This window comes from Sphingobacterium sp. UBA7253 (genome assembly GCF_002472745.1).
In the GTDB taxonomy this organism is placed as follows: Bacteria; Bacteroidota; Bacteroidia; order Sphingobacteriales; family Sphingobacteriaceae; genus Sphingobacterium; species Sphingobacterium siyangense.
This window is the reverse complement of sequence record NZ_DKSP01000245.1, coordinates 25277-48310: the sequence shown is the minus strand read 5'-3', so window position 1 is coordinate 48310 and position 23034 is coordinate 25277. Positions and strand designations below refer to the sequence as shown.

The following is a 23034-nucleotide window of genomic DNA, read 5'->3' as shown; positions in this document are numbered from 1 at the left end:
ACGAAAGTTAGGGCTTTTTTTGTTTCAGGGCAGGGTGCGAACGTACGACCTTTTAAGATATTAGTAGGTTCGATCCGTAGGAGGCTCAGGGGGGGTGTTTGGGGAAAGTGCGGCTGAGTCAATCCTGCCACCCCGATAAAATCCACTGGTAATCAGTGGCTTTTTCTATTTTTGGATATATTTCGGACAAATTTCCCTTGTTTTTTAAAGCTTGTAAAGTTAAGAAAAGTGGGATTCATGATACACGTACTTAAATATCCACCAATAGCACACGGTGCTGACCTAAACCTTAAACTTATTTTTCTCAGCGAAGGGTTTCTTCCAAAAATGCTTTCCAGAGGATAAAACCTCTTTCTGGATCGCTGTAGTCATGAAGGATGCGATTAAATCTTTCGGGAGTATGGTTTTCTAAGAAAGCCTGTCTACCTTTTTCACGAATAATCTGCAGATCTTTATCTATCATCGCAACAGCGTCTTTCAAGACGGTTTTATTTTTATCTGTGTGCCAGATATAAGTCGCCTCCTCCGTATCTAAGGTTTCAAGGATGATGTGGTACTGGCTCTCTCCGGATAGAAGAAATACAAATGCAAAGGGACTAAGCACGAATCTAATCTTCATAATACTGCTCTGGTGGTGATCGGCTAAGAATTGAACTTGACGAGAGTGTTTGTATTTTCGTAAATTAAGGATTTCAGAAAGTAACTCTTCGGCGTTTTGATATACAGTATCGCCATTCTGTAACTGATCTGAAGTCAAAATATTTTGTTTTTGCAAAGGTAGCTTGCCTAATAGTCCCTTGTTCAGAAACTGGAATTTCACACCTTCTACAATTTCTTTATTTATTCGTTCTATATCATCGGAAGTAGCGATTTGCGCGACCAGTTTTCCGTATTCAAATTCAGCGTTTAACTGAACGTTGATGTTTTTAGATTTCAGTATCTTGATAAAGTAAGGTTTTAATACCTCAAACTCAGGCCTAATCTCCAAATTTTCGATTTGAAATTCCAAAACCGTATGCATCTCTTCTACTTTATAAGTGAAGACCACATGGCCATAATGAAACGATAGATCCTCAATGGGTATCTTGGTACTTTTTTCTAAGGTAAATAAATGACCTATTTGAGACTGGTAATCCATCGTTGGTTCATCAAAAAGTGTAGCTTGTTTGGTGATTTTACGATAATAGATATTCCGTTTTAGAAACATCTTGTCTAGATAATCGATCTGTACATCCCGATAGTCGTATATAGTTGGATTGATCTCGGATCGCTGCACCCGACCGATGTATTGAATCAATTTTCCATGGAAAGCAAAGGGATAGGCCAAAAGTAGTGTGCTGATATGCTGAATATCCGAACCTTCGCCAAAATACTGACCTGTCGTAATTAGTACTTGAAAATTCCCTTCTGATAATGTTTTCCATTTCGCTTTCTTACTGCTGTCTGAATCATCTCCGCTGAGCGTTATGGTTTCATAATTTGATTTTAGCAATAGATTCAGCGTCTCGATATGTTCTTTTCTTTCGGTAATTATAACTGCCTTTTTTCCTTGGTTTAGCTCGGCGGATACATCGTTTACTATTAATCGGTTTCTTGCTGTATCATGAATTAGAATTTGGGAAAGTGTTTCGAAACTGTCGGTTTTAGAATTATAGGGAACATGGAGTGTGGTATTCCGTACGATGATATTTGCCCTTTTGTAATCTTCAATTTCCTCTGGTCGGATTTCTGTAATGATATCACCGAGATAGGTGAAGATCAATTTATCATCATTATATTTCCGAAAAGGAGTCGCTGTGAGACCGTAGCAATAAACACTGTTTAGTTTTCCGACGGTGGTACGATAAGATTCCGCCGGAATATGATGACACTCGTCGATTAAGATCGCGCCAAATTTGTCCTGAATTGTTTCAATATGTTTTGGAAGACTTTGTATCGTTGCAACGGTTATTTTATCAGCACCCAATTTTGCTTTTCCCTGGCCTATAATCCCAATTTCTTTCTTCGGTATCCCTAGGAATGATTCGATACGTTCTATCCATTGATCTAACAGCTGTTTACGATGCACGACAATAAGTGCAGGTTGTTGTTTGTCTGCAATAATCTTCAAGCCAATAACAGTTTTTCCTGTTCCTGGTGGAGCAACGATCACACCGAAATCCTTTTTTTCTACTGCGGCGACAGCATTGGTCTGATGCTTTCGCAATGCGGCATTAAAAGAGAATTGGATTGCCGGGAGTTCGTGTCTATTATCAACAAAGTCATGTGCTACCTGTGTTTCTCTGCAGAATCGCAGTATTTTCCCAATAAACCCTCTTGGGATGAGGATTTCATTTTCCGTTTCTTCAATTAATTTAAAAAATCTTGGCGTGTCGAAAGTGCTTCTCCCTGACTTTTTCTTGATGATAAAGGCTGAATTAGCAAAATTAAGTTGCTCCTTCAAAAAATTGATGAGTACAAATGGTATAGCGTGACTATTTATACGGATCGAATTGCTCAGGGCGATTTTAAGTTTTCCATCAACAACGGGTACATAGCTTTCTTTACTTCCTCTTGTTTGATTGAACAGCTCCTCTAGGTAATCCAAACTCACTCTTTTAATTTCTTTTAAATATGCAATTTGATCAGGAAATGGATCTATCGTTTTGGGATCGATAAAGGAACTGTTGCCATTCTGTACAGCAGGTGAAAATAAGGGCATTGCAATTAGATTTCCTAAACCTTTGCCAGACAGGTAATCTTGATTTGGAAACAAACGGTCAAAGCTGGAGCTTTTATCAAATGGCGAGAATGCACCGCATCCTTCTAAGATATGTATAAATAACTTACGACTTTTGGCTGCTGGATAAGGGCTTTCAAAGAAAATCCAGACATGTGCGCCATTGCCGGAACGGGACCGTTCAAGATAAGCAGGGATATTTTTAGCGGTACATGATTCGAGAAATTTCAAAGCCTGTTGTTGCCAATCGGATTTATCGAAATCAGCTACTAAAAACCAAGAAGTGTTATCTTGCAACAGTGGGTAAATTCCGATCTGCTGAAGGCCGTTAAGATGTTTCGTAATTTCTATTTCTGACAATGGCAGGTAGCTTTTGTGGGCATAGCTTTGAAAAGTACCGCCATTAGCTTTATGTAGTCGATAATGGTATGGGTCATAGCTATAGGCCGGCATGTACCCGCCTTTACTTCCCTTCTCCCAGCGTAAAGCAAATACGTCTTCGCGACCTCTAAAAAGGTTGAGAAGATAGATTATGTCCTCGTTAGTGAATTCCACTTGTTTTTATTTTGGTATTAAGATAAGTGAATTAGAATATACATCTTAAAAATATTAATAATCTGGAACACTTTCGTTTATTCAAAGTGACTATTGAGATTTGATATCAAGCGTTGTTTTTTGAATAATTGTTACTTATCTTTACCAATCGTGTTACGATAAGACCCATTTTTTAGGTCTTATCGTAACACAAAAGGTAATATGGCAGACAGCGTTTATATATCAGAACATCTTACGAAGCCCCAACTTGGGTTCTTAAAGTTGCTGGATGACTATGAAGTACAGTTGTTCAAATTCTCCGAAATTGAACAGTTGCTAGAACAAAAGTTTGACAACTTAAGTGAAATCTTAGAGAATCTAGTCGACAAGGAACTACTTGTGCGAATGGAAAAAGGTAAATTTTGCAAACAAGGTTTTCGGGACGAATATGTCATCGGTACTTTCGTCGCTGAAAATAGTGCTGTCGCGTATTGGTCTGCATTAAATTTGCACGGATTGACCGAACAATTTTCTAATACCGTTTTTATTCAGACGACTAATCAGAAAAACGACAAGTCAATCTTAGGTACTTCTTATAAATTCGTTAGGATAGCACCTAATAAAAAAACAGGAATAATAGACAATGGTTACGGTAACCTTCATTATCCGATAACCGATGTAGAGAAAACAATAGTCGATTGCTTTGACCTACCTCAACATTCTGGTGGCTATGCGGAACTGATTCGAGCAGTTAGTCAAGCGCAAATGCAACCCACTAAATTAGTCGAGTATTGCAAGGCTGTGAATAATATAGCGGTTACCAAACGAATTGGCTATTTGGTTGAACTTCTACAAATTACAGGCATGGATCCTTTTATAGATTTTGCCAAGATGCAGGTAAAAAATAAATATAATTTGTTTGATCCCCAGGGATTGGAAGAAGGTGAATTTGTCGCAGAATGGCGATTGCGATTGAATATCAGCCGGGAGGAATTGTTAGACATATCCAATAAACAATACTAGATGATACTGAAAAAGGAAATAGCAGAAAAAGCTTTGGAAAATGAAGTGTCCAGAAGTACCATCGAAAAGTTACTGAATCAGAAAGAGCTATTGACTAAGGAGTCAATTTCATAAAGGCATTATGGCAGAATCTCAAAATATTGAATACAAGCAGAGCTGGAGGGATGAATATCTCAAATGGATATGTGGCTTCGCAAATGCAAATGGTGGTACTATTTTCATTGGTAAGGATGATGGCGGCAAGACTGTTGGTGTAGCTGATGCTAAGAAATTGTTGGAGGATATTCCGAACAAGGTGCGTGATGTATTGGGTATTTTGGTTGATGTAAATCTGCATGAGACTGTTGAAGGGGATTTCTTAGAGATTATTGTGGAGCCTTATCCTAATGCTGTAAATTATAAAGGTCAATATCACTATCGAAGCGGTAGCACAAAACAGGAAATGAAAGGTGCTACGTTGGATAAGTTTTTATTACAAAAGAAAGGTGTTCGTTGGGATGGAGCTGCTGTTCCTCGAGTATCCGTTGATGATCTAAAGAAAGAAACGTTTGTTTTTTTTCGTCAACGTGGTTTTAAGAATAAGCGTTTGTCTGAAGACAGTTTGATTGACCGTGACGAGCATTTACTTGAAAACTTGAAGTTGATTGAGAATGGTTATTTGAAACGAGCTGCTATTTTGTTGTTTCATCCTGATCCGGAAAAGTATATGACGGGAGCTTATGTGAAGATTGGTTATTTTGAAGGGGAAACGGATTTGATATTTTAGGATGAGGTTCATGGGAACTTATTTGAACAGGTTGAAAGGACCATCGATCTTTTATTTACGAAGTATATCAAAGCGCTAATTAGCTATGATGGGATCCATCGTAATGAAACTTATGAATATCCTAAAGAAGCTGTACGTGAGGCTTTATTAAACGCCATCGCTCATAAAGATTATTCGGGATTAACTCCTATTCAGATTCGTGTATACCCTGATAAGCTTATGATCTGGAATGAGGGACATCTTCCGGAAAATTGGACCGTGAGTAACTTATTAAAGAGTCATTCTTCGAGGCCCTATAATCCTGATATAGCAAATGCATTTTTTCGTAGTGGCTATGTGGAATCCTGGGGCCGTGGCATTAGTAAGATGACAGAGCAGTGTTTGGCTGAAGGATTGCCTGAGCCAAGTTACTTGGTTGAGGGATCAGATTTCTGGGTTGTATTTAAGAAGGATATTTATAATACGGAGTATCTTGAATCGCTTGGTTTGAATAGCCGACAGGTGAAGGCTGTTTTATTTACAAAGAACAAAGGAAAGATTACGAATAGTGATTATCAGAAATTGGCAGGTGTTTCTAGAGAAACATCTACTCGAGATATCAAGGAGTTGATTGATAAAAAATTATTTAAATCTAGTGGAATTAAAGGTGCAGGAGCTTATTATACCTTAAATTGAATTGCGTCATGAATTGCGTCAATTGCGTCAAACTGGGGCTTTTGAGAATAGTAAAGTAAAAGCAATATAGAGAAAATTTTCACTAGTTTGTACCAGCATTACTGTTGAACCCATGGTTTGCCGATAAAACAATAGTGTAATGATTGCACCTAAAACCTCAGAAAATGTTAGATGTCCGCTACGGCTACGCTTCGCAGTTTAAACAAGAACGCGGAATCAAATCCGGATCTAAAAGATTGGAGAAAAAGACTAAAAGCTTACTATCAAAGAGTTAATCTTTCTTCCTAACATCAAATACTATCTTCGCTCGTTCAGGATCTTCATGTGGATTGGAAATCTCGATCTTGCCCATATCTGCCAATTCTTTCAATCGATAAAAGAGAAAAAGATCGCCTACGGAACTATCATAGAATTCATCCCATATATCACAAAGTGTATAGCCAACAATCAATGCCGACCTTTGAGGTGTCTCGTTGCACCTTTTCAAAAGATATGCATCAAAAAATGTCTCATCGCCAGCTAAATGTTTCCCTGAATCATCAAATAGATTAACTACTGCATCATTCGAACGAATATGCGACCAAAGTGATGAATAGGATTGAATATCATCTTCACTTAACTTTTCAAAGTGTTTAGCAGCCTCCACAATATTGTCTTCTCGCATCACCTGTAAGGAACGGAGATTTAGCTTTTCTCCTTTCTCGTTCCTAAAATTCATATGATGGAAATTGAGTTTATGAATAGGTGTCGAAGATTCTTTCAAGTGGGAGAGTAAACGTGCTATAATGATCTTTTCGTTGGCATCGTCACCAAGCCATAAGTAAATATGGCGATACCGATCGGAAGAAGAGATTACCTTTTTCAAAAGCGCTAGATTGTCATCTACAAAATTATTGCTCCCCTCAGACTGGATAGAACCAAAAACGTTAGTCCACCATGCCTTCCTGCTCTCAATAGCTTCCGCATCGCCCAAATCACATAGAGGTCCGAGACTAAGTGCTTCGGTAAAACCTAAAATTTCACCTTTCTCTACATCGATTAATTTGCTCTGAATGAGTGTAGCATTTCCGGAGAAACCAAAAGTGATGTGCAGATCCTTTTTAGACATGAATACCTACTTATCCTTCAACAACCTCTCCAAATACTCCACCTTAGATTTTTCGGCTTCCAAAAGGCGCTCGTAAAGCTTTTTGTTTTCCTCGTAAGCTTCGATCAGTTTGTCAGCAGGGTTAAAGGTAAATGTTGGACTGGTGCTATATGCGCCAGCACCACTATTATCATGGAAATTATTGAAATAGTTGAACACAGCCTCTTCACTAAAATTCTCAATAGCTTGTGGAGTAACCCCTAATGCTTCAGCAACTTGAATCAATAGATTTGCTTCAATCTCGGCATTGCGCTCCATATTTGATACAGCTTGTTGGCTTATACCCAATTCGAATGCTAAAGCTTCCTGCTTCATACCACGCAGTTCACGAATGCGGCTGATTTTTCTTCCTATATGGTTTGTCGTGTTGGTTGTACTCATAAATCCAAAGTTAACAAATTATTCATCGTTCAAGATACGAAATATCTTCATATGGTACAAAACAAGGATAGCGTTGTACGATACAAGGGCTATTGGTTTTATACAAGCTGTTTTGGTTCGGTACGTGGATGATGCTGTGTTCATTTGTGTAAACCCAAATAAATTGATGAAGAAGAAAAAGAATCCCAAGGTTGTAACCGTGGACATGTATCACAAGTATGCTGAAATCGATGAAATGTATTCCAGTAAAGTCAGAGAGATAAAATTGGATATTCCATCAAATCTCAGAATGTTGTGTGCCATACTGGATGTCAAGCTCGAGAAACTGTTAACCGATTTTATGTGGATGTTAAGTTATTCCCATCATAATTCAGCTACACCTAAACAACGAAAAGCAGCAAATAAGTTCTTTATCAACTGCAAGTATGGCCAGCCTCTGTATGCTAAAAATCAGGTCAAGCAGATGTTTGATGAATTAAAGGCTGAACGAGAAATTTATGAAACCATAGACGGGATGGATCACGAGGATAAGAAGCTATTTTGGAAAAATAATCATATGTATAAGCAGCACTGGTTTAAACGCTGGTTTGAAAAGAATAGACACACGGGTGATATTTCTGTACTTCAAGAATACTAACTAAAAAATCATGAATGATTTTAACGCCTTAATTATACAAACCCGTTGTAAGGTTATACTTGCACATGGCGAACAACCATCTTTCTCTATCAACGAAAGCGGAGAAAAGGCGAATTGGGTAAATACAGCTATCCTCAACGATCAATTAGTCGTATACACAAAGCCTGAATATTACGGTTACCTGCTGCTACATGATTATTATCCGCAGATAACAATTACCTATAAAACATTGACAGGATTGCAGATGCTGGATAGGTGTTTTGTAGAGTCTGATGGAACGCTCAAATTACAGAAGTTAGGCATGATCGTCAGAGAAGGGTGCATAAATATATCTGTAGATGCTTTTTTAATCGACTGTACCGTGATAAAAAATGGGTATGCAAAAATCTCCGGCGAAACAATCATCTCGTATGTTTTGGTGCATCAAATAAGTAAGTGTCTATGATGGATCAGAACTGGAAGCTTCGGGAGGAAATGTGCATGCCCACGACGCGGCCAACGTATCGATATGGTTTGAAGATGAGCTTGAATTTGGACTGTACGGACAAAGCAGTATGGAGTACAGGGGTAATCCGAGAATGAAAATATTGCAGTTAGATGAAGGCTGTGCATTAAGACAAATCAATGTCGGTGATAAAATAAAAATTAAAAATTGTCGGTTATGAATAATGCTTATATAAAAATCCGGAAGATGAGTGGGACATTCGATGGTATCTAATTGAAGGAGGAATACTTGAATCCATTCAATATGGCACTTATGAATCTTTCAAGAAAAAGCTATGGGACATCCTTGTTATTCTCACATCTCAAAACAATACAGAAGAAACAAAAAAAGAATATATAATTGATCGTTTAGATAACATCGTCTTAATGGTTAAGGGATGTCATTATTTTTTGCATCATAAAAAGCGATTAAAGTATGAAGAGGATTGGATAGATATCCAATGGCTACCAAATCCTTATCGCTGTTTAGAAAAATATCGACCTCGCGAAGACGAAAAGCTCAATCATCATGTAGCGCATTTCGATTATAATTTCACTCAGCTAACACGAGAAGAGATTCAAAATTTTGTGATCGCATTTGAGAATTTTTTCTCCGAAATGGATCTGTCTTCTTGGCTGAACTTATTAGATGATTGGAAAAGATGTATAAATGAGAAGGAATCCATCTTCGAAAGTTGTGGCGAATACGCATCTTTAAAAACTTACGAACAACTCTTAAAACTACGTGAAGCTTGTTATGTCGCTTACCACTGGGCAGCGATTAGTTATCCACCACCAAACAAACACTTAATAGTTGATTATTTAGGATCGGATTATATAAATGGCTATCAAAGTGCAAACCCTTTCGAAATGACTGGTGAGGTTTTCTATGAACAAAGTTACAGTAACATTAGACAAAGTATTTTGTATTTATATCCCACATGTTCTTGTGAAAGAGGTGCCATAGTATTGACTTCTCGTGACCTGCGATATGTTTTAAGGTGGTTGCTCCAAGCCGGATGGATGTTTTTACAAACAGATTATTTTCCTGAAAACTGGCTTGACCCTGACAAAATAGACTTTTTGCGCTGTCCTATTCCAGAAGCCGATATAGCAACTTGGAAGCCGAAGAGCTTAAGCAAGAAAGGAAAAAGAAACATTCCAAAGACTTTGTCGAAATTATTTTATGGCGTTGATGTACGTGACGAAATATACAGGGTTGAATGTAGGATGATGACTTATCTAGAGGATAAATATTCCGAAAAATATACAGATTTGAACAAAGAGCAAATTATCACAAGAGAACGGCTACTGAAAGTTTTGGATGTGCTAACCCTCATCGTTTTGGATCTGCGAAAACGTAGAACCAAGAAGGAAGGTATATGCAATCCGCCAATATTCGATCATGACAAGTAGACAGAATTACTAAAAGTTGAAAATGAAACCGAACCTTTATAAGTTATGGGAATTACAAATAAAAATGATCAGACTGATTTAAATAGCATCATTCTGATTCTAGCGAGCAAATACAATATCGATCGGATATTCCTGAACACTTACTATGCGGTTGATGTTCCTTTCTACGAGTTGGTTATTCTATTATCTAACAAGGAGCATAAATCTGTCGGCGAACTAGATCCACAGATTAGAATGTCCTTAAAGGATTTCCCGAAGTTTCATCATGTCACTTTGATAGCGTTTCAGGTAAAAAGTAAGCTTATTGATGGGAACTTATATTTACATATGACCTGTCACCCAGACAAACTTATTTATCAAAATCCATCGTCAAGATTCGAGCTATACCCTGAAGGGCATTCCATCGAAAATACTCTGGAGTCGGTAAACGAATTATTTGCGCGTGAAAATCATAAAATTAATGAGTTTAAAGAAGGATACTATTATTTCAAGGAACGAGATTCGCTGTCGCATGCAGGATTTATGCTGCATCAGGTATTTGAGTTGCGGTATAGATGCATGGAGATTATGGTCATGGGAAAGGAGCGCGCAACGCACTCCATCAGGTCTCACCATCGTTATCTTGTTAGAATAGCACCGTCACTAGCCACTATATTTAAAGAAGGCAAGCCAGAAGATGAAATTATGCTTCAATTTTTAGAGGGGGTATATCGGGCGGCACGCTATGAAGATGATTTTGACGTGGATCTTGATATTCTACTGAAGCTGGAAGAACGGATGGAAAACTTCATGCAGATCACAGACACGATGTTTGAGGATTCCGTGACGAATTTTAAAAACTACTCTTTTGAGGTCGATAATCCGAAAGAGAAATTAGAAGATCGTGTTGAAAGTCAAGAAAAGTCGCTACGAAGCATTTCTAATAACGATACTATGATGCCAGAATATGATGTCTACAAAAGCGCTGCTGATAAGAAGTTGGAATTGATTATTACTTGTTTGAAGAATACAATTGACATACAAGGCATTTATCTAGTTGGTCAGCGAACTAGATCATTTGTCATCAATGGCATTAATAAACCTTCAAATACTGACATTTATGATTACTACTTCGATTTGTTAATTGTTAGCGAAAACGATATTCGTGAAACAATAGGTAATATTCAAGCATCGATAAATAAAGAATTGGAAGTTTCCGTTTTATTCCTTTCTTTCACTCGAGATCAAATACAGAAACAGTTGGACAAAAATAGTCCATTCTTTCATCGGTCTTTGCAATATGTGGATCCGCTTTATGGTATGGAGATCAATTTATTGAAGTGGGAATTTCATGAACACAATGGAAAGCGTACTCAAGACGAAATGAAAGAGGCGAAGACAAAATGGTACCAAAGAGAAAATAACGCAAGTGGTTTCTACAATGGAGGTAAAGCGATAGATCAATCCGAAGAGGTTGAAATTAAAGTGCTTCTTTATAATCAAGCTATTGAACAAGCATGTCTGGGGCTACTAGAATATTTTTATGACTATACGCCATACCAATACAATCTAAAACATTTGTTCAGTTTGTGTGCTAGTTTATGGCAATTTCCAAACGATATCTTTCCTCGTAATACCGAAGAAGAAAAATCGCTATTCGATGAATTTGCGCAAACTGTAAAAGATACGCGATATCAGGGTTGGTCCATGGTCGGTAGGGATGAAGCTTATCGTTACGACGAACGATGTGAGCGGTTTCTTAAAGAATGTATAAAGCTTGTTCGAAGTCTTTTGTTTCTCGCTTTCTTTCTGTTTTTTAACATTATATCCTTGTAAACCCGCTGTTAAACAGTTAAATTGCTTGAAATTTATTGTCAATTAGAATATAAACATAAATAATATGAACAGAAAAGCGGCATTTCTTTTAGGAATTTTGGCCTCTTGTGCATTACCGCAAGTAACCTTTGCTAAACATTCAATCGGAGAATCCATCCATTATCAACAAGACGTAGAAGGCAAAGAGCTGATTGGTCGATGGGACATCGAAGTTGATATTAATGGTACCCCTGCACCATCTTGGTTGGAGGTAAAATTGTCGGGCTATAGAACTTTAGTCGGTCATTATGTGAGTACTTCCGGAAGTGCTCGGCCAGTTTCGCAGGTGTTTTATGAGAAAGGAAAGTTTAGATTTGCTATCCCACCTCAATGGGAAGGCGGAAAGATGAATCTAAGTGTTGAAGGCGAGGTTGTAAACGGTGTATTGCAAGGGACAATAACAGAGCCTGATGGGAAAACATATCGCTTTAAAGGTGTTCGTGCTCCGGAGCTGAAGCGAACAGCTGCAGTAAAATGGGGGAAGCCCAATCAGCTGTTCAACGGCAAGGATCTGTCAGGATGGAAAGCTACCGGTAAAACGAATCAGTGGGTGGTGAAAAACGGAATTTTGACTAGCCCGCAATCTGGTTCTAATTTGGTCTCTGAGCAAAAATTTGAAGATTTTAAATTACATGTTGAATTTAAAATTCCAGCAGGAAGTAATAGTGGTGTCTATTTAAGAGGCCGTTATGAGGTTCAGATAGAAGATAGTCCAAAAGACGCACATCCTAATGCCGTACTTTTTGCGGGCGTCTATGGTTTCCTTGCAGCAAATGAGATGGTGAACAAAGGGGCCGGAGAATGGCAGACCTATGATATTACATTGGTAGGGCGTCTAGTGACGGTTGTGGCAAACGGAAAGACTGTTATCAGTAACCAAGAAATCCCTGGTATAACGGGCGGTGCTTTGGATAGTAAAGAGGCAGAGCCGGGACCAATTTATTTCCAAGGGGATCATGGTCCCGTGGAATTCCGAAAAGTGATTATTACTCCAGCTATTAAATAGCATAACATGATACAAAGGCTATCTGAAAAGGTAGCCTTTTTAAATCCCTATGACAACGACTACAATATCTTCATTCTGGTAGGAGGTGTAATAGCGCTCAATGGAGCCATGAGCCTTGTACTCTTGCAACTCTTCAAAAACCATTTTTTTTAACATTCCTTTTCCCTTGCCATGAATAAATTTTATTTCGTTCATTTCCCAATAAATAGCTGCGTCTAGATTAGATCGCATAAAATCCATGGATTCTTGTAAGAGCTCCTCTGGCGAATAATCTTCCCAATCTTCAAGGAAAGTATCGGTGTGTAAGTCTACGATAGCTGGTGGTTTGCGCATTTCTCAATATTTTACAATGCTGCAAAAGTATAATAAAACGGCGACTTAATAGGTTAAGTCACCAACAAAATCAATCGCTTGGGCAAATTTTTCATACCATTTTTTGATAATAGCTGCAATTTCATACTCTTCCTCATCGGCATGGTTGAGCATGAGTAACTCGATCGATTGGAGTAGCTGTTTGAGATCTAGAAAATAACCGTCGAAATCCCGGAACGCAGACACAGTATCCCGAATTAGCAGCATGGAATCATGTCGAAGTGTAATCATATCATGACGTGAAGATATTCGGTCCAGCAACCATTCCTTTTGGAAATTGGAGTCAATATGTCTGTTGCAAGCCTGATTAAAAAGCAATTCAAATTCAACAATTTGATGTTTCAGGTCATATATAGCTTTTTGGAGCTCTTCAAAAGTACTGATGATCTTTTCTTGGGTCTCCATGTTTTTTGATATAATTGCCATGATATTTTACTTAAAAATGTATGCGCTTGGTTTTTAGTTATTTAAATAAAAGCATGTAAGGTATATACAAATAGTTCAGCCGAATGTTTTACATTTCTAAAATTCGGTTATGATTTTTGTATATAAAAGAAGAGACTGAGCTTAAAACGGAACTGAGTTTTTTTGGTTTTTGGTCCCGTTTTCAAATCGTAGATTTTTTTTGAAACCTAATTTATTTAATACTATTTAATTTTAAGTATATTTAATATGCTGTATTGCAGCCAATGCAGTGTAAATGTATTAACTATGTTAGCATCTAGTTTTGTTGATTTCTTTAAGAAGAGGATGTCCTATGTCCTTTTTTTAGCATTGCTATTGGTATGCAGCTTGCCCATGTGTCATGGCCAATATAAGCTGAAAGATTCTACAAAATTTATAAACGATCAGTTGCCCAGGTATCTCGGAAGAATGGGGAAGATTAAGTCTAGAAATTATCCCCTAGGTGGTCGTGAAGCAATCTTGCGAATATTACTGAAAGACTATTACGTGTATAGATTGGTGTCAGGAGAGGATAGTATGGATAGGGAACGTTATCCTGCTTTATGGCATTCTCTTTCGATACAAACATTTAAAACGCTAAATACGCGTGATATGTTTAGTTACTGTATGCTTGCACCTGAGTTTGAGATGCAAAATTGTGGTTCCTTGGGGCGCTTGAAAGGTCAATACATATTTGGAGTCTATTATCGAGGGGACATACCGCTGGAATATTGGAGCAATAGACAGTTGGTTGCTTTGCATGGAAGTAGAGATTCTGTTGTACGATATATGGACCAGATGTGGCCTACACTCGATTTCATTGGTGAGAATACCAAAGATTTAGCGGTTGAATTGATGATGTGGGAGTTGATACCAAAGGTGTTGGATAAGTTGGTTCTGGCGCCAACGGACAATGATCTGTATGCTCTATTGGTACAAATAATGATGCGTCTGAAATTCAAACCTTTTGAAGATTCTGCTATTTATGAGCAATTGTATGGTCCGACATCTTATATAGGAAGTCGAATTGAAAGCAATGCAGAAAATCGGAATGACATCATGAAACTCGCGCGGGAATGTTTTGAAACGCTAAATACATCGCCTGGCTTCCAATTGCCAACTTATATTAAACGGGAGCGTTTCTTAGACCCTCCTTCTTCAAGGGAGCTGTCAGGTGGCATGAGTACCTCAAAAGGACCAGATTGGAAGTGGAAAAAAGTAGAGTTACATCATTATAAGCTAAAGTTGTAGATCTTTGTCTAGAAGCAAAATTTACCATGAAGGTAAAGTATCTTTTTAACTGTAGTCTTTTCTAAAGCTTATACTAGTTTGACCATAAGTAGGGGAGTAGGTTATTTCCTTTTTTTTTACGTTATTCGCGTAAACGAAAAATAGCTTAAGATATAATATAATGAAGGAAAAGGCAATTGGAAATTACCAACTAGAAATCTGTTCAAATTCCGTAGCATCTGCAATTGAAGCCGAACAAGGAGGTGCGAGCAGGGTAGAGTTTTGTCAAAATTTGGAAAACGGAGGGACTACACCTTCGTTTGGTCAGTTGCAGTTAGTGCGGGAACTGGTGAATATTGGTATTCATGTGCTTATCAGGCCGCGTGGAGGTGATTTCCTTTATACAGAGACCGAGATCTTAGAAATGATTTCAGATATTCAGTTGTGCAAGGAATTGGGGATAGATGGTGTTGTAATAGGTATTCTTAACGCAGATGGTACGGTGGATAAAGTGAATACTTTGCGATTGGTGGAAGCTGCGCGTCCCATGCATGTTACCTTTCATCGTGCTTTTGATCGCGTGGAAGATCCTTTTCAGGCATTGGAAGATGTCATTGAACTGGGGATAGACCGTATTTTGACATCTGGTCTGCAAAATTCTGCTTTAGCTGGAGCTCCATTACTCAAACAGTTGGTTCAACAAGCAAATGGCCGTATTGTAATTATGCCTGGTGCAGGTGTCGATGCAGCTAATATAGTTCATATTTTAGAGCAAACTGGGGCAGTTGCAATACATAGCTCAGCGAAAGAATTGCATGTGTCGAAGATGAGGTTTAACCAGAGTCAGGTCAATGGAATGGATGAGGCACAGTGGATTAGCTCAAAAGAAAAAGTCCACCAAATGGTGGACCTATTAAAAAGCCTTTAAAGTTATACTTTAAAGGCTATTAAATTCTTCTTACTACTTAGCTTCTGAAGCTAATTGATTTAAGATAGCATCGTTTTTAACGATTTGGTTGCTAGCTTTCATTTTTGATCTAGAACCTAACTCTACGTTAGTTCCTAATTTCAAAAACTGAACTTCAACACGTGAAACAGTTTTATTTCTTCTATCTTTTCTTTTTAAACGTGTAACTCCCATTTTGATAATATTTTTATTGTTTAAAATAAAACGAGGTCGGAAGCGGATTCGAACCGCTGTAGGAGGTTTTGCAGACCTCAGCCTAGCCACTCGGCCATCCGACCCTATTTTTTTCCTTTTGAAGGTCTGCAAAAATAAAACTTATAATTGGAATTAAAAAATCTTTATGATAAAACTTTTATGTTTTTAAGCATTGGTCTGAAAACCAAGCTGGTATTTTGCTGTGTGATCCTTTGAGCGATAGTCAGCAGCAACATACCGGAGGGTTTTCAGCTTGGGATAACCAAGACGTTTTTGATAAAGCACTTTCCTCGGTAAAATCAAACACCGAATCCCTTGCAGCTCGCCATCAGATTGAAATAATACGCCAATCACTGTATCTTTTAAAGGACAATGCTAAATCGTGAAAAGATACTTTTTTGTGATGTTTTACTTTGTAAATTAAAGGCTTATGGATTTTGGAATAGATATTGCAAATGGGAATGTAATAAATCTCATACAGGAAATTATGAGATTAAGTGATAAAAGAAGAAAGTAAATTAAATTAGGAAACATGAAAAAACTATTATTATCTGCAGCAATTTTATTTGGTTCATTAGGAGCCTTTGCACAAGGTGGATTGGGATATGGACTACGTGCGGGGGTAAATATTCCTAAATATTCATTTGAAAATGGAAGTTCTGAATCTAACACGGGTTTTTTTGTAACGGGTTATTTAGATGCACCTATTTCTCCAAACTTTTCCATCCAACCGGGGTTGTCTTTGCAAAATAAAGGTGGTAAATATACAGCAACTTCTGATAACGCTACAGGTGAGTTAAAACAAAGTATAATGTCTTTGGATATCCCTGTAAATGCGGTTGCTAAATTTCCTACGGGAGGATCTGGTAATTTCTTTATTGGAGCTGGCCCTTACGTGGGATTTGCACTTAGTGGTAAAAATAAATTTGAGGCAAGTTCAAATAATGCTAGTGTAAAAAGAGAATGGGATGTAAAATTTGGTAGTGGAGATGGTGATGAATTAAAACGTACCGATTTCGGTATAAACTTCTTGGCAGGCTATCAATTATCAAACGGTTTTCAGATTAATGCTGGTTACGGACTTGGTTTAACTAATTTATCTCCAGTATCTAACCTTTCAACGAAAAACCGTGTTTGGTCTGTGGGTATCGGTTTCGGACTATAAGAAATATAAGTACTTAAACTTATTATGAGGAAAGAGTCCCTGCATTTGTGGGGACTTTTTTATTGGATTAAACTTAAGTCAACCGAAATTGTTATTTTTATTCAAAAGATTGCTGCATGAAAAGATTTCTTCCTTTACCCTTTTATGTTAAACTTGTCAGTGTATTGATCAGTATACTTTTATTGGGATATTTGGCAAAGATCGGAGATACCATACTTATTCCCATGATTTTGGGCTTGTTGTTTTCGCTGCTGCTGATTCCGTTAAGTAATTTTTTGGAGCGAAAGCTGCGGTTCCCAAGGACATTGGCTGGCATATTGAGCGTTATTTTATTTTTCGGTGTGTTAGGTTACGGACTTTTTCTATTAGCTTCTCAGCTTACACTCCTTAAAGAAGATTTCCCTGCTTTTAAGCAACAGATTATGGATGGTGTGGGCAATTTACAGACTTGGGTGAGCCAGCAGTTTGGAATACAGCATAAAGATCAGATTGATTTTATTAATAAAACAGCATCAAAATCCGTTGATTCGGGAACTTTATTTTTAGGTACTGCATTGGTTTCCCTGTCGTCGATGTTTATTCTGTTTGTCTTTACCTTTCTTTACACATTCTTCTTACTGATATATAGGGGACATATTGTCAAGTTTCTTTTATTTGTCAACCGTATAGAGGACCGACCTATTGTCCTGGACGTCGTTCAACAGGTTCAGTATGTCGTCAAAAAATATCTTATTGGCCTACTGATCCAAATGAGCTTGGTTTCCCTTTTGGTCTTTATTGTCCTTTCTTTAATTGGGGTAAAATACAGTCTGCTTTTGGCATTGATTACTGGCGTATTCAATGTGTTGCCTTATGTTGGTATTTTCTCCTCAATGCTCATCATTGCCATTCTGACGTTTGCAACATCTTCTTTTACCCATGTCGTCCTGGTCATCATCGCCCTCATTATTATACATATGATCGACAGCAACTTTATTGTCCCTAAGATTGTGGGTTCTAAGGTGAAAGTTAATTCGCTGTTTGCTATGCTCTCCATTATTATTGGCGAAATGGTATGGGGTATTTCCGGTATGTTTTTGGCGATTCCTATTTTGGCGATTGTCAAAATTATAATGGACCGCATTAAGGAGTTAAAACCTTGGGGATTTCTTTTAGGGGAAGAAGATAGTAAGGATGACGTTTACAATGATATGTACGCGACCTTGCACCATGAACTTCCCCCTTCGACTGAAATTGATAAAGAAGCCGAATAGTTTTTTTATTACTTTTGCCCGCTATCTCAAGCATAGCGAATAAAAGTAATTATATGAAGAGAATATTATTAACCACATTTGCCATTGTGGGAATGACAACCGGGCTTCAGGCTCAAATGTCTTTCGGCCTTCGTACGGCAGCCAATTTTGCAAAGGAAGTGAGATATTCAAGCTATGGAAGCTCGGCCTATCCTGCCATTACAAGATTACATGTAGAAGCATATGTAGAGCTTGCATTGCGTAATAATTTTGCTTTGCAACCTGGTGTGGCTCTTCAACAGACAGGATCCAAAATGAGTACAGGTTCGCAAAATGGTGAAATTTTGATGGATGGCTGGCGTAAGGTACAATATCTTGAAGTCCCTTTAAACTTAATGTATTACTTTCCTCAAAATAATTTTGGACAATTTTTTCTAGCTGGGGGACCATATACAAGTGTTGCAATCTCTGGGAAAGAGAAATTTTCTAGGACTGTAGAAGAAATTCAGTTTGGGACTAGAAAAAATAGCAATGAGATGAAGAAATATGATGCTGGATTAAATTTTTTAGCGGGATTTAAATTAACAAATGGCTTTTCGGTGCATGGCGGATATGGGTTAGGTCTTTTAGATATCAAGCTAGATGATAAGATTAGTACCTATAATCGTGTATTTTCAATCGGACTTGGTTATCAGCTATAATTTTAATTGGTCGAAAAATGTCTTTCACCTCATGTTTTGGATTTATTAGTTTCATGAGGAATATTTGCGCAAACAAAACCTTCATGATTCCGCGGACAGCAACAGCAATGGAAGCCGACTGAAGGTTTCTTTCTGGCTAATAATATCAGACACATTCACAAAAAAAGGGCTTTTCTTCCGAAAGGCCCTTTCTTTTTCAGTGATTGAAATCTATCACACTTTGATTTCTACTTCAACACCTGAAGGTAATTCAAGTTTCATCAATGCGTCAACAGTTTTAGCGTTTGATGAATAGATATCCAACAATCTTTTGTAAGCACATAATTGGAATTGCTCACGTGCTTTTTTGTTAACGTGTGGTGAACGTAATACCGTGTAGATTTTTTTCTCAGTAGGCAATGGAATAGGACCACTAACAACTGCACCTGTAGGTTTTACTGTTTTTACGATTTTTTCAGCTGATTTGTCAACCAAATTGTAATCGTAAGATTTCAATTTAATTCTGATTCTTTGGCTCATAGTATATGATATTATTTAAAAATGACCGCTGATTAGAGCTATTAACAACCAGCGGTCGGTTTATTTTTGAGTTCTATATTATTCTACAGAACCTTTGATTTTACCTTTTGATTTTGCAATCACCTCATCAGCAACGTTACGAGGAGCTTCTTCGAAGTGATCAAATTCCATCGTAGATGTTGCACGACCTGAAGTGATTGTACGTAATTGCGTTACGTAACCGAACATCTCAGAAAGTGGAACCAATGCTCTGATTACCTGTACACCGTTACGTGAATCCAAACCTTGCATTTGACCACGACGACGGTTTAAGTCACCCATTACATCACCCATGTTTTCTTCTGGTGTTAAAACCTCTATTTTCATAATTGGTTCCATTAACACTGGAGAACATTTAGGCAAGCCTTCACGGTATGCTTGACGAGCAGCTAATTCGAAAGACAATGAATCTGAATCGACAGCGTGGAATGAACCATCAATCAAACGAACTTTCATTCCTGATAATGGGAATCCTGCTAATACACCATTTTTCATTGAAGTTTCAAATCCTTTTTGAACTGAAGGGATAAACTCTTTAGGAATTTTACCACCAACAATTTCATTAACGAATTGAAGTGGTGATTTTGATAAATCGAAATCTTCATCCGCTGGAGAAATAACAACTTTGATATCCGCGAATTTACCACGACCACCGGATTGTTTTTTGAATACCTCACGGTGCTCAGTAGTACCGTTGATAGACTCTTTGTATGATACTTGAGGAGCACCTTGGTTAACCTCTACTTTAAATTCACGTTTCAAACGGTCGATCAAGATCTCTAAGTGAAGCTCACCCATACCAGAGATAACTGTTTGACCAGTTTCTTCGTCAGTTTTTACAACGAATGTAGGATCCTCTTCAGCCAATTTACCAAGACCAATACCTAATCTATCAACGTCAGCTTGAGTTTTAGGCTCGATCGCCAAACCAATTACTGGTTCAGGGAAAGTCATAGATTCAAGAACGATAGGTGCTTTTTCGTCACAAAGAGTGTCTCCAGTTTTGATGTCTTTGAAACCTACAACAGCACCGATATCACCAGCCTCGATGAAAGGGATAGGGTTTTGTTTGTTTGCGTGCATTTGGAAGATACGAGAGATACGCTCTTTGTTTCCTGAACGTGTGTTCAATACATAAGAACCTGCATCTAACTTACCAGAGTAAGCACGGATAAAACATAGACGACCTACGAATGGGTCAGTCGCAATTTTGAAACCTAAAGCTGCGAAAGGTTCGTTTACAGATGGTTTACGGAAAATCTCTTCACCTGTATCCGGGTTAGTACCTTTTACAGCTTCTACATCAAGCGGTGAAGGCAATAATTCCATGACCAAATCCAACATAGTTTGAACACCTTTGTTTTTGAAAGATGAACCACAAACCATAGGAACGATAGAGTTATCCAATACAGCTGCGCGTAATGCATTTAAGATCTCGCGCTCAGTCAATGAATCTGGATCTTCGAAGAATTTCTCCATCAAAGTCTCATCATAACCAGCTACTGCTTCCAATAATTTCTCACGGTATTCAGCAACTTCGTCCAACATATCATCAGGAATAGGAACTTCAGTGAAAGTCATTCCTTTGTCGTGTTCGTTCCAAACGATACCACGGTTGTTGATCAAGTCAACTACACCTTTAAAACTATCTTCAGCACCGATAGGCAATTGCAAAGCAACTGCATCAGAACCTAACATATCTTTAACTTGTTTTACAACTTTCAAGAAGTCAGCTCCTGAACGGTCCATTTTGTTAACGAAACCGATACGAGGTACTTTATACCCATCAGCTAAACGCCAGTTTGTTTCAGATTGAGGCTCAACACCATCAACAGCTGAAAACAAGAATACTAATCCGTCTAGTACACGTAATGAACGGTTTACCTCAACCGTGAAATCCACGTGTCCAGGAGTATCGATTACGTTTACTTGGTATTTGTTGTTACGGTAGTTCCAGAATACTGTTGTAGCAGCAGAAGTAATCGTGATACCACGCTCAGCTTCTTGCTCCATCCAGTCCATTGTAGAAGCACCTTCGTGAACTTCACCAATTTTGTGGTTTACACCTGAGTAGTAAAGGATACGCTCAGTTGTTGTAGTTTTACCAGCATCAATGTGGGCAGCGATACCGATATTTCTAGTGAATTTTAAATCTCTTGCCATAATATTTTTAAGCAGCGGACCTTAATGGTCTTATGTGTTTAAATGTAATGTTAAATAAGTACACCGACCTTGATAAAAGATTGTTTTTATCGGAGGTCGGTGTAATCATATTTTTTTGAATGTCTTCAAAATTAGAATCTGAAGTGTGAGAACGCTTTGTTAGCTTCCGCCATTTTGTGCGTATCTTCTTTCTTCTTAACAGCAGCACCTTCACCTTTAGAAGCTGAAATGATTTCTCCTGCTAATTTTTCGAACATTGTTTTTTCACCACGTTTACGAGCGTATGAAATTAACCATTTCATACCCAAAGCGATTTTACGATCTGGACGAACTTCCATAGGAACTTGGAAGTTAGCACCACCAACACGGCGTGATTTAACTTCAACAGCAGGCATAACGTTGTTCAAAGCTTTTTTCCAAGCTTCTAAACCGCTTTCTTGTGTTTTTTGTTCTACTAATTCTACTGCGTCGTAAAAAATAGAATAAGCGATAGATTTTTTACCATCTACCATCATATTGTTTACGAAACGTGTTACCTGAACGTCATTAAACTTTGGATCAGGTAAAATGATTCTCTTTTTCGGTTTTGATTTTCTCATTTTTCTTTCCTCCGTTTAATTATTTCTTTTTACCTTTTGCTGGAGCTGCAGCTGCTTGTCCTGGTTTAGGACGCTTAGTTCCATATTTAGAACGACGTTGGTTACGACCTGCTACACCTGAAGTATCTAATGCACCGCGGATGATGTGGTAACGTACACCTGGTAAATCCTTAACACGACCACCACGGATCAATACGATCGAGTGCTCTTGTAAGTTGTGACCTTCTCCAGGGATGTAAGCGTTGACCTCTTTACCGTTTGTTAAACGTACACGAGCTACTTTACGCATTGCTGAGTTTGGTTTTTTAGGGGTAGTAGTATATACACGTGTACATACACCTCTTCGCTGTGGACATGAGTCCAACGCTGGTGACTTACTCTTATCAACCAGAGCTACTCTACCTTTTCTAACTAATTGTTGAATAGTAGGCATTTACCTGTTTTTGTTTATAAATTTTGTACCTTAAATATTTTAAGTTCGCAAAGATACTGATTCTCTTTTGAATATGAAATAGTTAGTGTATAAAATTTAGATTATTTTTTGAATTGGCGCTGCTCTTTTCTTTATTATCAATTGGCTTCTTTCGTATTCTCTGATCCTGACTATCCCTTTTTTCCTATTGCAGTGTGTTAAGCGAACCGTTTAGTATTTTTAGTCATTTGTAGCTTTGATTCAGGAAACTATCTGCAAGCAAGCTGAATATCCTCGTTTAGGCAACGATGGGTAGATTCTATATCCTTTTCGACAATAACTATTCAACTCCTGA

Annotated in this window: 23 protein-coding genes and 1 tRNA gene; 13 read left to right on the top strand and 11 right to left on the bottom strand. The window is 37.9% G+C overall.

The window, feature by feature from the left end:
* Positions 1-304 precede the first annotated feature (304 nt).
* The gene (locus B2X72_RS25795; protein ID WP_070563020.1) at positions 305-3274 is read right to left on the bottom strand and encodes a DEAD/DEAH box helicase; all 2970 of its coding nucleotides are present in this window, start codon (positions 3272-3274) and stop codon (positions 305-307) included.
* Positions 3275-3475: 201 nt separating this feature from the next.
* Between B2X72_RS25795 and B2X72_RS25790 the strand changes: the two genes are divergently transcribed.
* The 3 genes from B2X72_RS25790 (at position 3476) to B2X72_RS25780 (ending at position 5717) form a co-directional block, all read left to right on the top strand.
* A complete protein-coding gene (locus tag B2X72_RS25790) occupies positions 3476-4276 on the top strand; it encodes a type IV toxin-antitoxin system AbiEi family antitoxin domain-containing protein (RefSeq protein ID WP_070563017.1) in 801 nt (266 codons plus the stop codon).
* A 121-nt stretch (positions 4277-4397) separates the two neighbouring features.
* Complete coding sequence (locus tag B2X72_RS25785) at positions 4398-5042, top strand: helix-turn-helix domain-containing protein (protein ID WP_286852041.1); 645 nt, start codon at positions 4398-4400, stop codon at positions 5040-5042.
* 42 nt (positions 5043-5084) lie between these two features.
* Positions 5085-5717, top strand: coding sequence for an ATP-binding protein (locus B2X72_RS25780; protein WP_312352361.1), 633 nt, complete (start codon positions 5085-5087; stop codon positions 5715-5717).
* A gap of 271 nt (positions 5718-5988) precedes the next feature.
* Here B2X72_RS25780 and B2X72_RS25775 read toward each other — a convergent pair whose 3' ends face one another.
* Together B2X72_RS25775 and B2X72_RS25770 are read right to left on the bottom strand one after the other, a co-directional pair.
* Positions 5989-6825, bottom strand: coding sequence for a DUF1835 domain-containing protein (locus tag B2X72_RS25775; RefSeq protein WP_070563009.1), 837 nt, complete (start codon positions 6823-6825; stop codon positions 5989-5991).
* Between the two features lie 6 nt (positions 6826-6831).
* Positions 6832-7245, bottom strand: coding sequence for a helix-turn-helix domain-containing protein (locus B2X72_RS25770; protein WP_070563006.1), 414 nt, complete (start codon positions 7243-7245; stop codon positions 6832-6834).
* A 166-nt stretch (positions 7246-7411) separates the two neighbouring features.
* On the opposite strand from B2X72_RS25770, the gene B2X72_RS25765 reads away from it, so the two are divergent.
* From B2X72_RS25765 to B2X72_RS25745, 5 genes are all read left to right on the top strand, one after another.
* Entirely contained in the window at positions 7412-7882 is a 471-nt protein-coding gene (locus tag B2X72_RS25765; RefSeq protein ID WP_286852040.1) for a hypothetical protein, read from the top strand.
* Positions 7883-7892: 10 nt separating this feature from the next.
* Positions 7893-8327: a GIN domain-containing protein gene (locus tag B2X72_RS25760; protein ID WP_286852039.1), complete on the top strand. Its 435-nt coding sequence runs from the start codon at positions 7893-7895 to the stop codon at positions 8325-8327.
* 425 nt (positions 8328-8752) lie between these two features.
* A complete protein-coding gene (locus B2X72_RS25755) occupies positions 8753-9781 on the top strand; it encodes a hypothetical protein (RefSeq protein WP_201638562.1) in 1029 nt (342 codons plus the stop codon).
* Between the two features lie 45 nt (positions 9782-9826).
* Positions 9827-11596 (top strand): hypothetical protein, encoded by a 1770-nt coding sequence (locus B2X72_RS25750; RefSeq protein WP_070562996.1) that lies wholly within the window; start codon positions 9827-9829, stop codon positions 11594-11596.
* A gap of 64 nt (positions 11597-11660) precedes the next feature.
* Positions 11661-12641 carry a 3-keto-disaccharide hydrolase gene (locus tag B2X72_RS25745; protein ID WP_070562993.1) on the top strand — a complete coding sequence of 327 codons (981 nt, stop codon included), beginning with the start codon at positions 11661-11663 and terminating at the stop codon, positions 12639-12641.
* A gap of 39 nt (positions 12642-12680) precedes the next feature.
* Here the strand turns inward: B2X72_RS25745 and B2X72_RS25740 are convergent, their stop codons facing one another.
* Entirely contained in the window at positions 12681-12974 is a 294-nt protein-coding gene (locus tag B2X72_RS25740; protein WP_070562992.1) for a Smr/MutS family protein, read from the bottom strand.
* 45 nt (positions 12975-13019) lie between these two features.
* Positions 13020-13439 carry a hypothetical protein gene (locus B2X72_RS25735; protein WP_070562989.1) on the bottom strand — a complete coding sequence of 140 codons (420 nt, stop codon included), beginning with the start codon at positions 13437-13439 and terminating at the stop codon, positions 13020-13022.
* 285 nt (positions 13440-13724) lie between these two features.
* Between B2X72_RS25735 and B2X72_RS25730 the strand changes: the two genes are divergently transcribed.
* A complete protein-coding gene (locus tag B2X72_RS25730; protein ID WP_286852038.1) occupies positions 13725-14708 on the top strand; it encodes a hypothetical protein in 984 nt (327 codons plus the stop codon).
* A 160-nt stretch (positions 14709-14868) separates the two neighbouring features.
* Entirely contained in the window at positions 14869-15615 is a 747-nt protein-coding gene (locus B2X72_RS25725; RefSeq protein ID WP_286852036.1) for a copper homeostasis protein CutC, read from the top strand.
* Between the two features lie 33 nt (positions 15616-15648).
* On the opposite strand, the gene B2X72_RS25720 is transcribed toward B2X72_RS25725, so the two are convergent.
* Positions 15649-15828, bottom strand: a complete 180-nt coding sequence (locus B2X72_RS25720; RefSeq protein ID WP_046671880.1) for a hypothetical protein — start codon at positions 15826-15828, stop codon at positions 15649-15651.
* Between the two features lie 33 nt (positions 15829-15861).
* Positions 15862-15932, bottom strand: a tRNA-Cys gene (locus B2X72_RS25715).
* Positions 15933-16381: 449 nt separating this feature from the next.
* Here B2X72_RS25715 and B2X72_RS25710 point away from each other — a divergent pair.
* From B2X72_RS25710 to B2X72_RS25700, 3 genes are all read left to right on the top strand, one after another.
* Positions 16382-17014, top strand: coding sequence for a porin family protein (locus B2X72_RS25710; protein ID WP_070562978.1), 633 nt, complete (start codon positions 16382-16384; stop codon positions 17012-17014).
* 116 nt (positions 17015-17130) lie between these two features.
* Positions 17131-18267: an AI-2E family transporter gene (locus B2X72_RS25705; protein ID WP_083295825.1), complete on the top strand. Its 1137-nt coding sequence runs from the start codon at positions 17131-17133 to the stop codon at positions 18265-18267.
* A gap of 53 nt (positions 18268-18320) precedes the next feature.
* On the top strand, positions 18321-18947 hold the full coding sequence (locus tag B2X72_RS25700) for an outer membrane beta-barrel protein (protein WP_070562975.1): 627 nt from the start codon (positions 18321-18323) through the stop codon (positions 18945-18947).
* Between the two features lie 213 nt (positions 18948-19160).
* Here the strand turns inward: B2X72_RS25700 and rpsJ are convergent, their stop codons facing one another.
* From rpsJ to rpsL, 4 genes are all read right to left on the bottom strand, one after another.
* The gene (gene rpsJ / locus B2X72_RS25695; RefSeq protein ID WP_028070501.1) at positions 19161-19466 is read right to left on the bottom strand and encodes a 30S ribosomal protein S10; all 306 of its coding nucleotides are present in this window, start codon (positions 19464-19466) and stop codon (positions 19161-19163) included.
* A 78-nt stretch (positions 19467-19544) separates the two neighbouring features.
* Positions 19545-21668 carry an elongation factor G gene (fusA, locus tag B2X72_RS25690; RefSeq protein WP_286852034.1) on the bottom strand — a complete coding sequence of 708 codons (2124 nt, stop codon included), beginning with the start codon at positions 21666-21668 and terminating at the stop codon, positions 19545-19547.
* Positions 21669-21799: 131 nt separating this feature from the next.
* Positions 21800-22267: a 30S ribosomal protein S7 gene (gene rpsG / locus B2X72_RS25685; protein WP_046671863.1), complete on the bottom strand. Its 468-nt coding sequence runs from the start codon at positions 22265-22267 to the stop codon at positions 21800-21802.
* A 19-nt stretch (positions 22268-22286) separates the two neighbouring features.
* Positions 22287-22700, bottom strand: a complete 414-nt coding sequence (rpsL, locus tag B2X72_RS25680; protein WP_002993550.1) for a 30S ribosomal protein S12 — start codon at positions 22698-22700, stop codon at positions 22287-22289.
* Between the last annotated feature and the right edge of the window lie 334 nt (positions 22701-23034).

Coding starts and splice junctions, on each gene's coding strand:
- B2X72_RS25790 (WP_070563017.1), top strand. CDS start 3,476: ATGGCAGACAGCGTTTATATATCAGAACATCTTACGAAGCCCCAACTT.
- B2X72_RS25785 (WP_286852041.1), top strand. CDS start 4,398: ATGGCAGAATCTCAAAATATTGAATACAAGCAGAGCTGGAGGGATGAA.
- B2X72_RS25775 (WP_070563009.1), bottom strand. CDS start 6,825: ATGTCTAAAAAGGATCTGCACATCACTTTTGGTTTCTCCGGAAATGCT.
- B2X72_RS25770 (WP_070563006.1), bottom strand. CDS start 7,245: ATGAGTACAACCAACACGACAAACCATATAGGAAGAAAAATCAGCCGC.
- B2X72_RS25765 (WP_286852040.1), top strand. CDS start 7,412: ATGAAGAAGAAAAAGAATCCCAAGGTTGTAACCGTGGACATGTATCAC.
- B2X72_RS25760 (WP_286852039.1), top strand. CDS start 7,893: ATGAATGATTTTAACGCCTTAATTATACAAACCCGTTGTAAGGTTATA.
- B2X72_RS25755 (WP_201638562.1), top strand. CDS start 8,753: ATGGTTAAGGGATGTCATTATTTTTTGCATCATAAAAAGCGATTAAAG.
- B2X72_RS25750 (WP_070562996.1), top strand. CDS start 9,827: ATGGGAATTACAAATAAAAATGATCAGACTGATTTAAATAGCATCATT.
- B2X72_RS25745 (WP_070562993.1), top strand. CDS start 11,661: ATGAACAGAAAAGCGGCATTTCTTTTAGGAATTTTGGCCTCTTGTGCA.
- B2X72_RS25740 (WP_070562992.1), bottom strand. CDS start 12,974: ATGCGCAAACCACCAGCTATCGTAGACTTACACACCGATACTTTCCTT.
- B2X72_RS25735 (WP_070562989.1), bottom strand. CDS start 13,439: ATGGCAATTATATCAAAAAACATGGAGACCCAAGAAAAGATCATCAGT.
- B2X72_RS25730 (WP_286852038.1), top strand. CDS start 13,725: ATGTTAGCATCTAGTTTTGTTGATTTCTTTAAGAAGAGGATGTCCTAT.
- B2X72_RS25725 (WP_286852036.1), top strand. CDS start 14,869: ATGAAGGAAAAGGCAATTGGAAATTACCAACTAGAAATCTGTTCAAAT.
- B2X72_RS25720 (WP_046671880.1), bottom strand. CDS start 15,828: ATGGGAGTTACACGTTTAAAAAGAAAAGATAGAAGAAATAAAACTGTT.
- B2X72_RS25710 (WP_070562978.1), top strand. CDS start 16,382: ATGAAAAAACTATTATTATCTGCAGCAATTTTATTTGGTTCATTAGGA.
- B2X72_RS25705 (WP_083295825.1), top strand. CDS start 17,131: ATGAAAAGATTTCTTCCTTTACCCTTTTATGTTAAACTTGTCAGTGTA.
- B2X72_RS25700 (WP_070562975.1), top strand. CDS start 18,321: ATGAAGAGAATATTATTAACCACATTTGCCATTGTGGGAATGACAACC.
- rpsJ (WP_028070501.1), bottom strand. CDS start 19,466: ATGAGCCAAAGAATCAGAATTAAATTGAAATCTTACGATTACAATTTG.
- fusA (WP_286852034.1), bottom strand. CDS start 21,668: ATGGCAAGAGATTTAAAATTCACTAGAAATATCGGTATCGCTGCCCAC.
- rpsG (WP_046671863.1), bottom strand. CDS start 22,267: ATGAGAAAATCAAAACCGAAAAAGAGAATCATTTTACCTGATCCAAAG.
- rpsL (WP_002993550.1), bottom strand. CDS start 22,700: ATGCCTACTATTCAACAATTAGTTAGAAAAGGTAGAGTAGCTCTGGTT.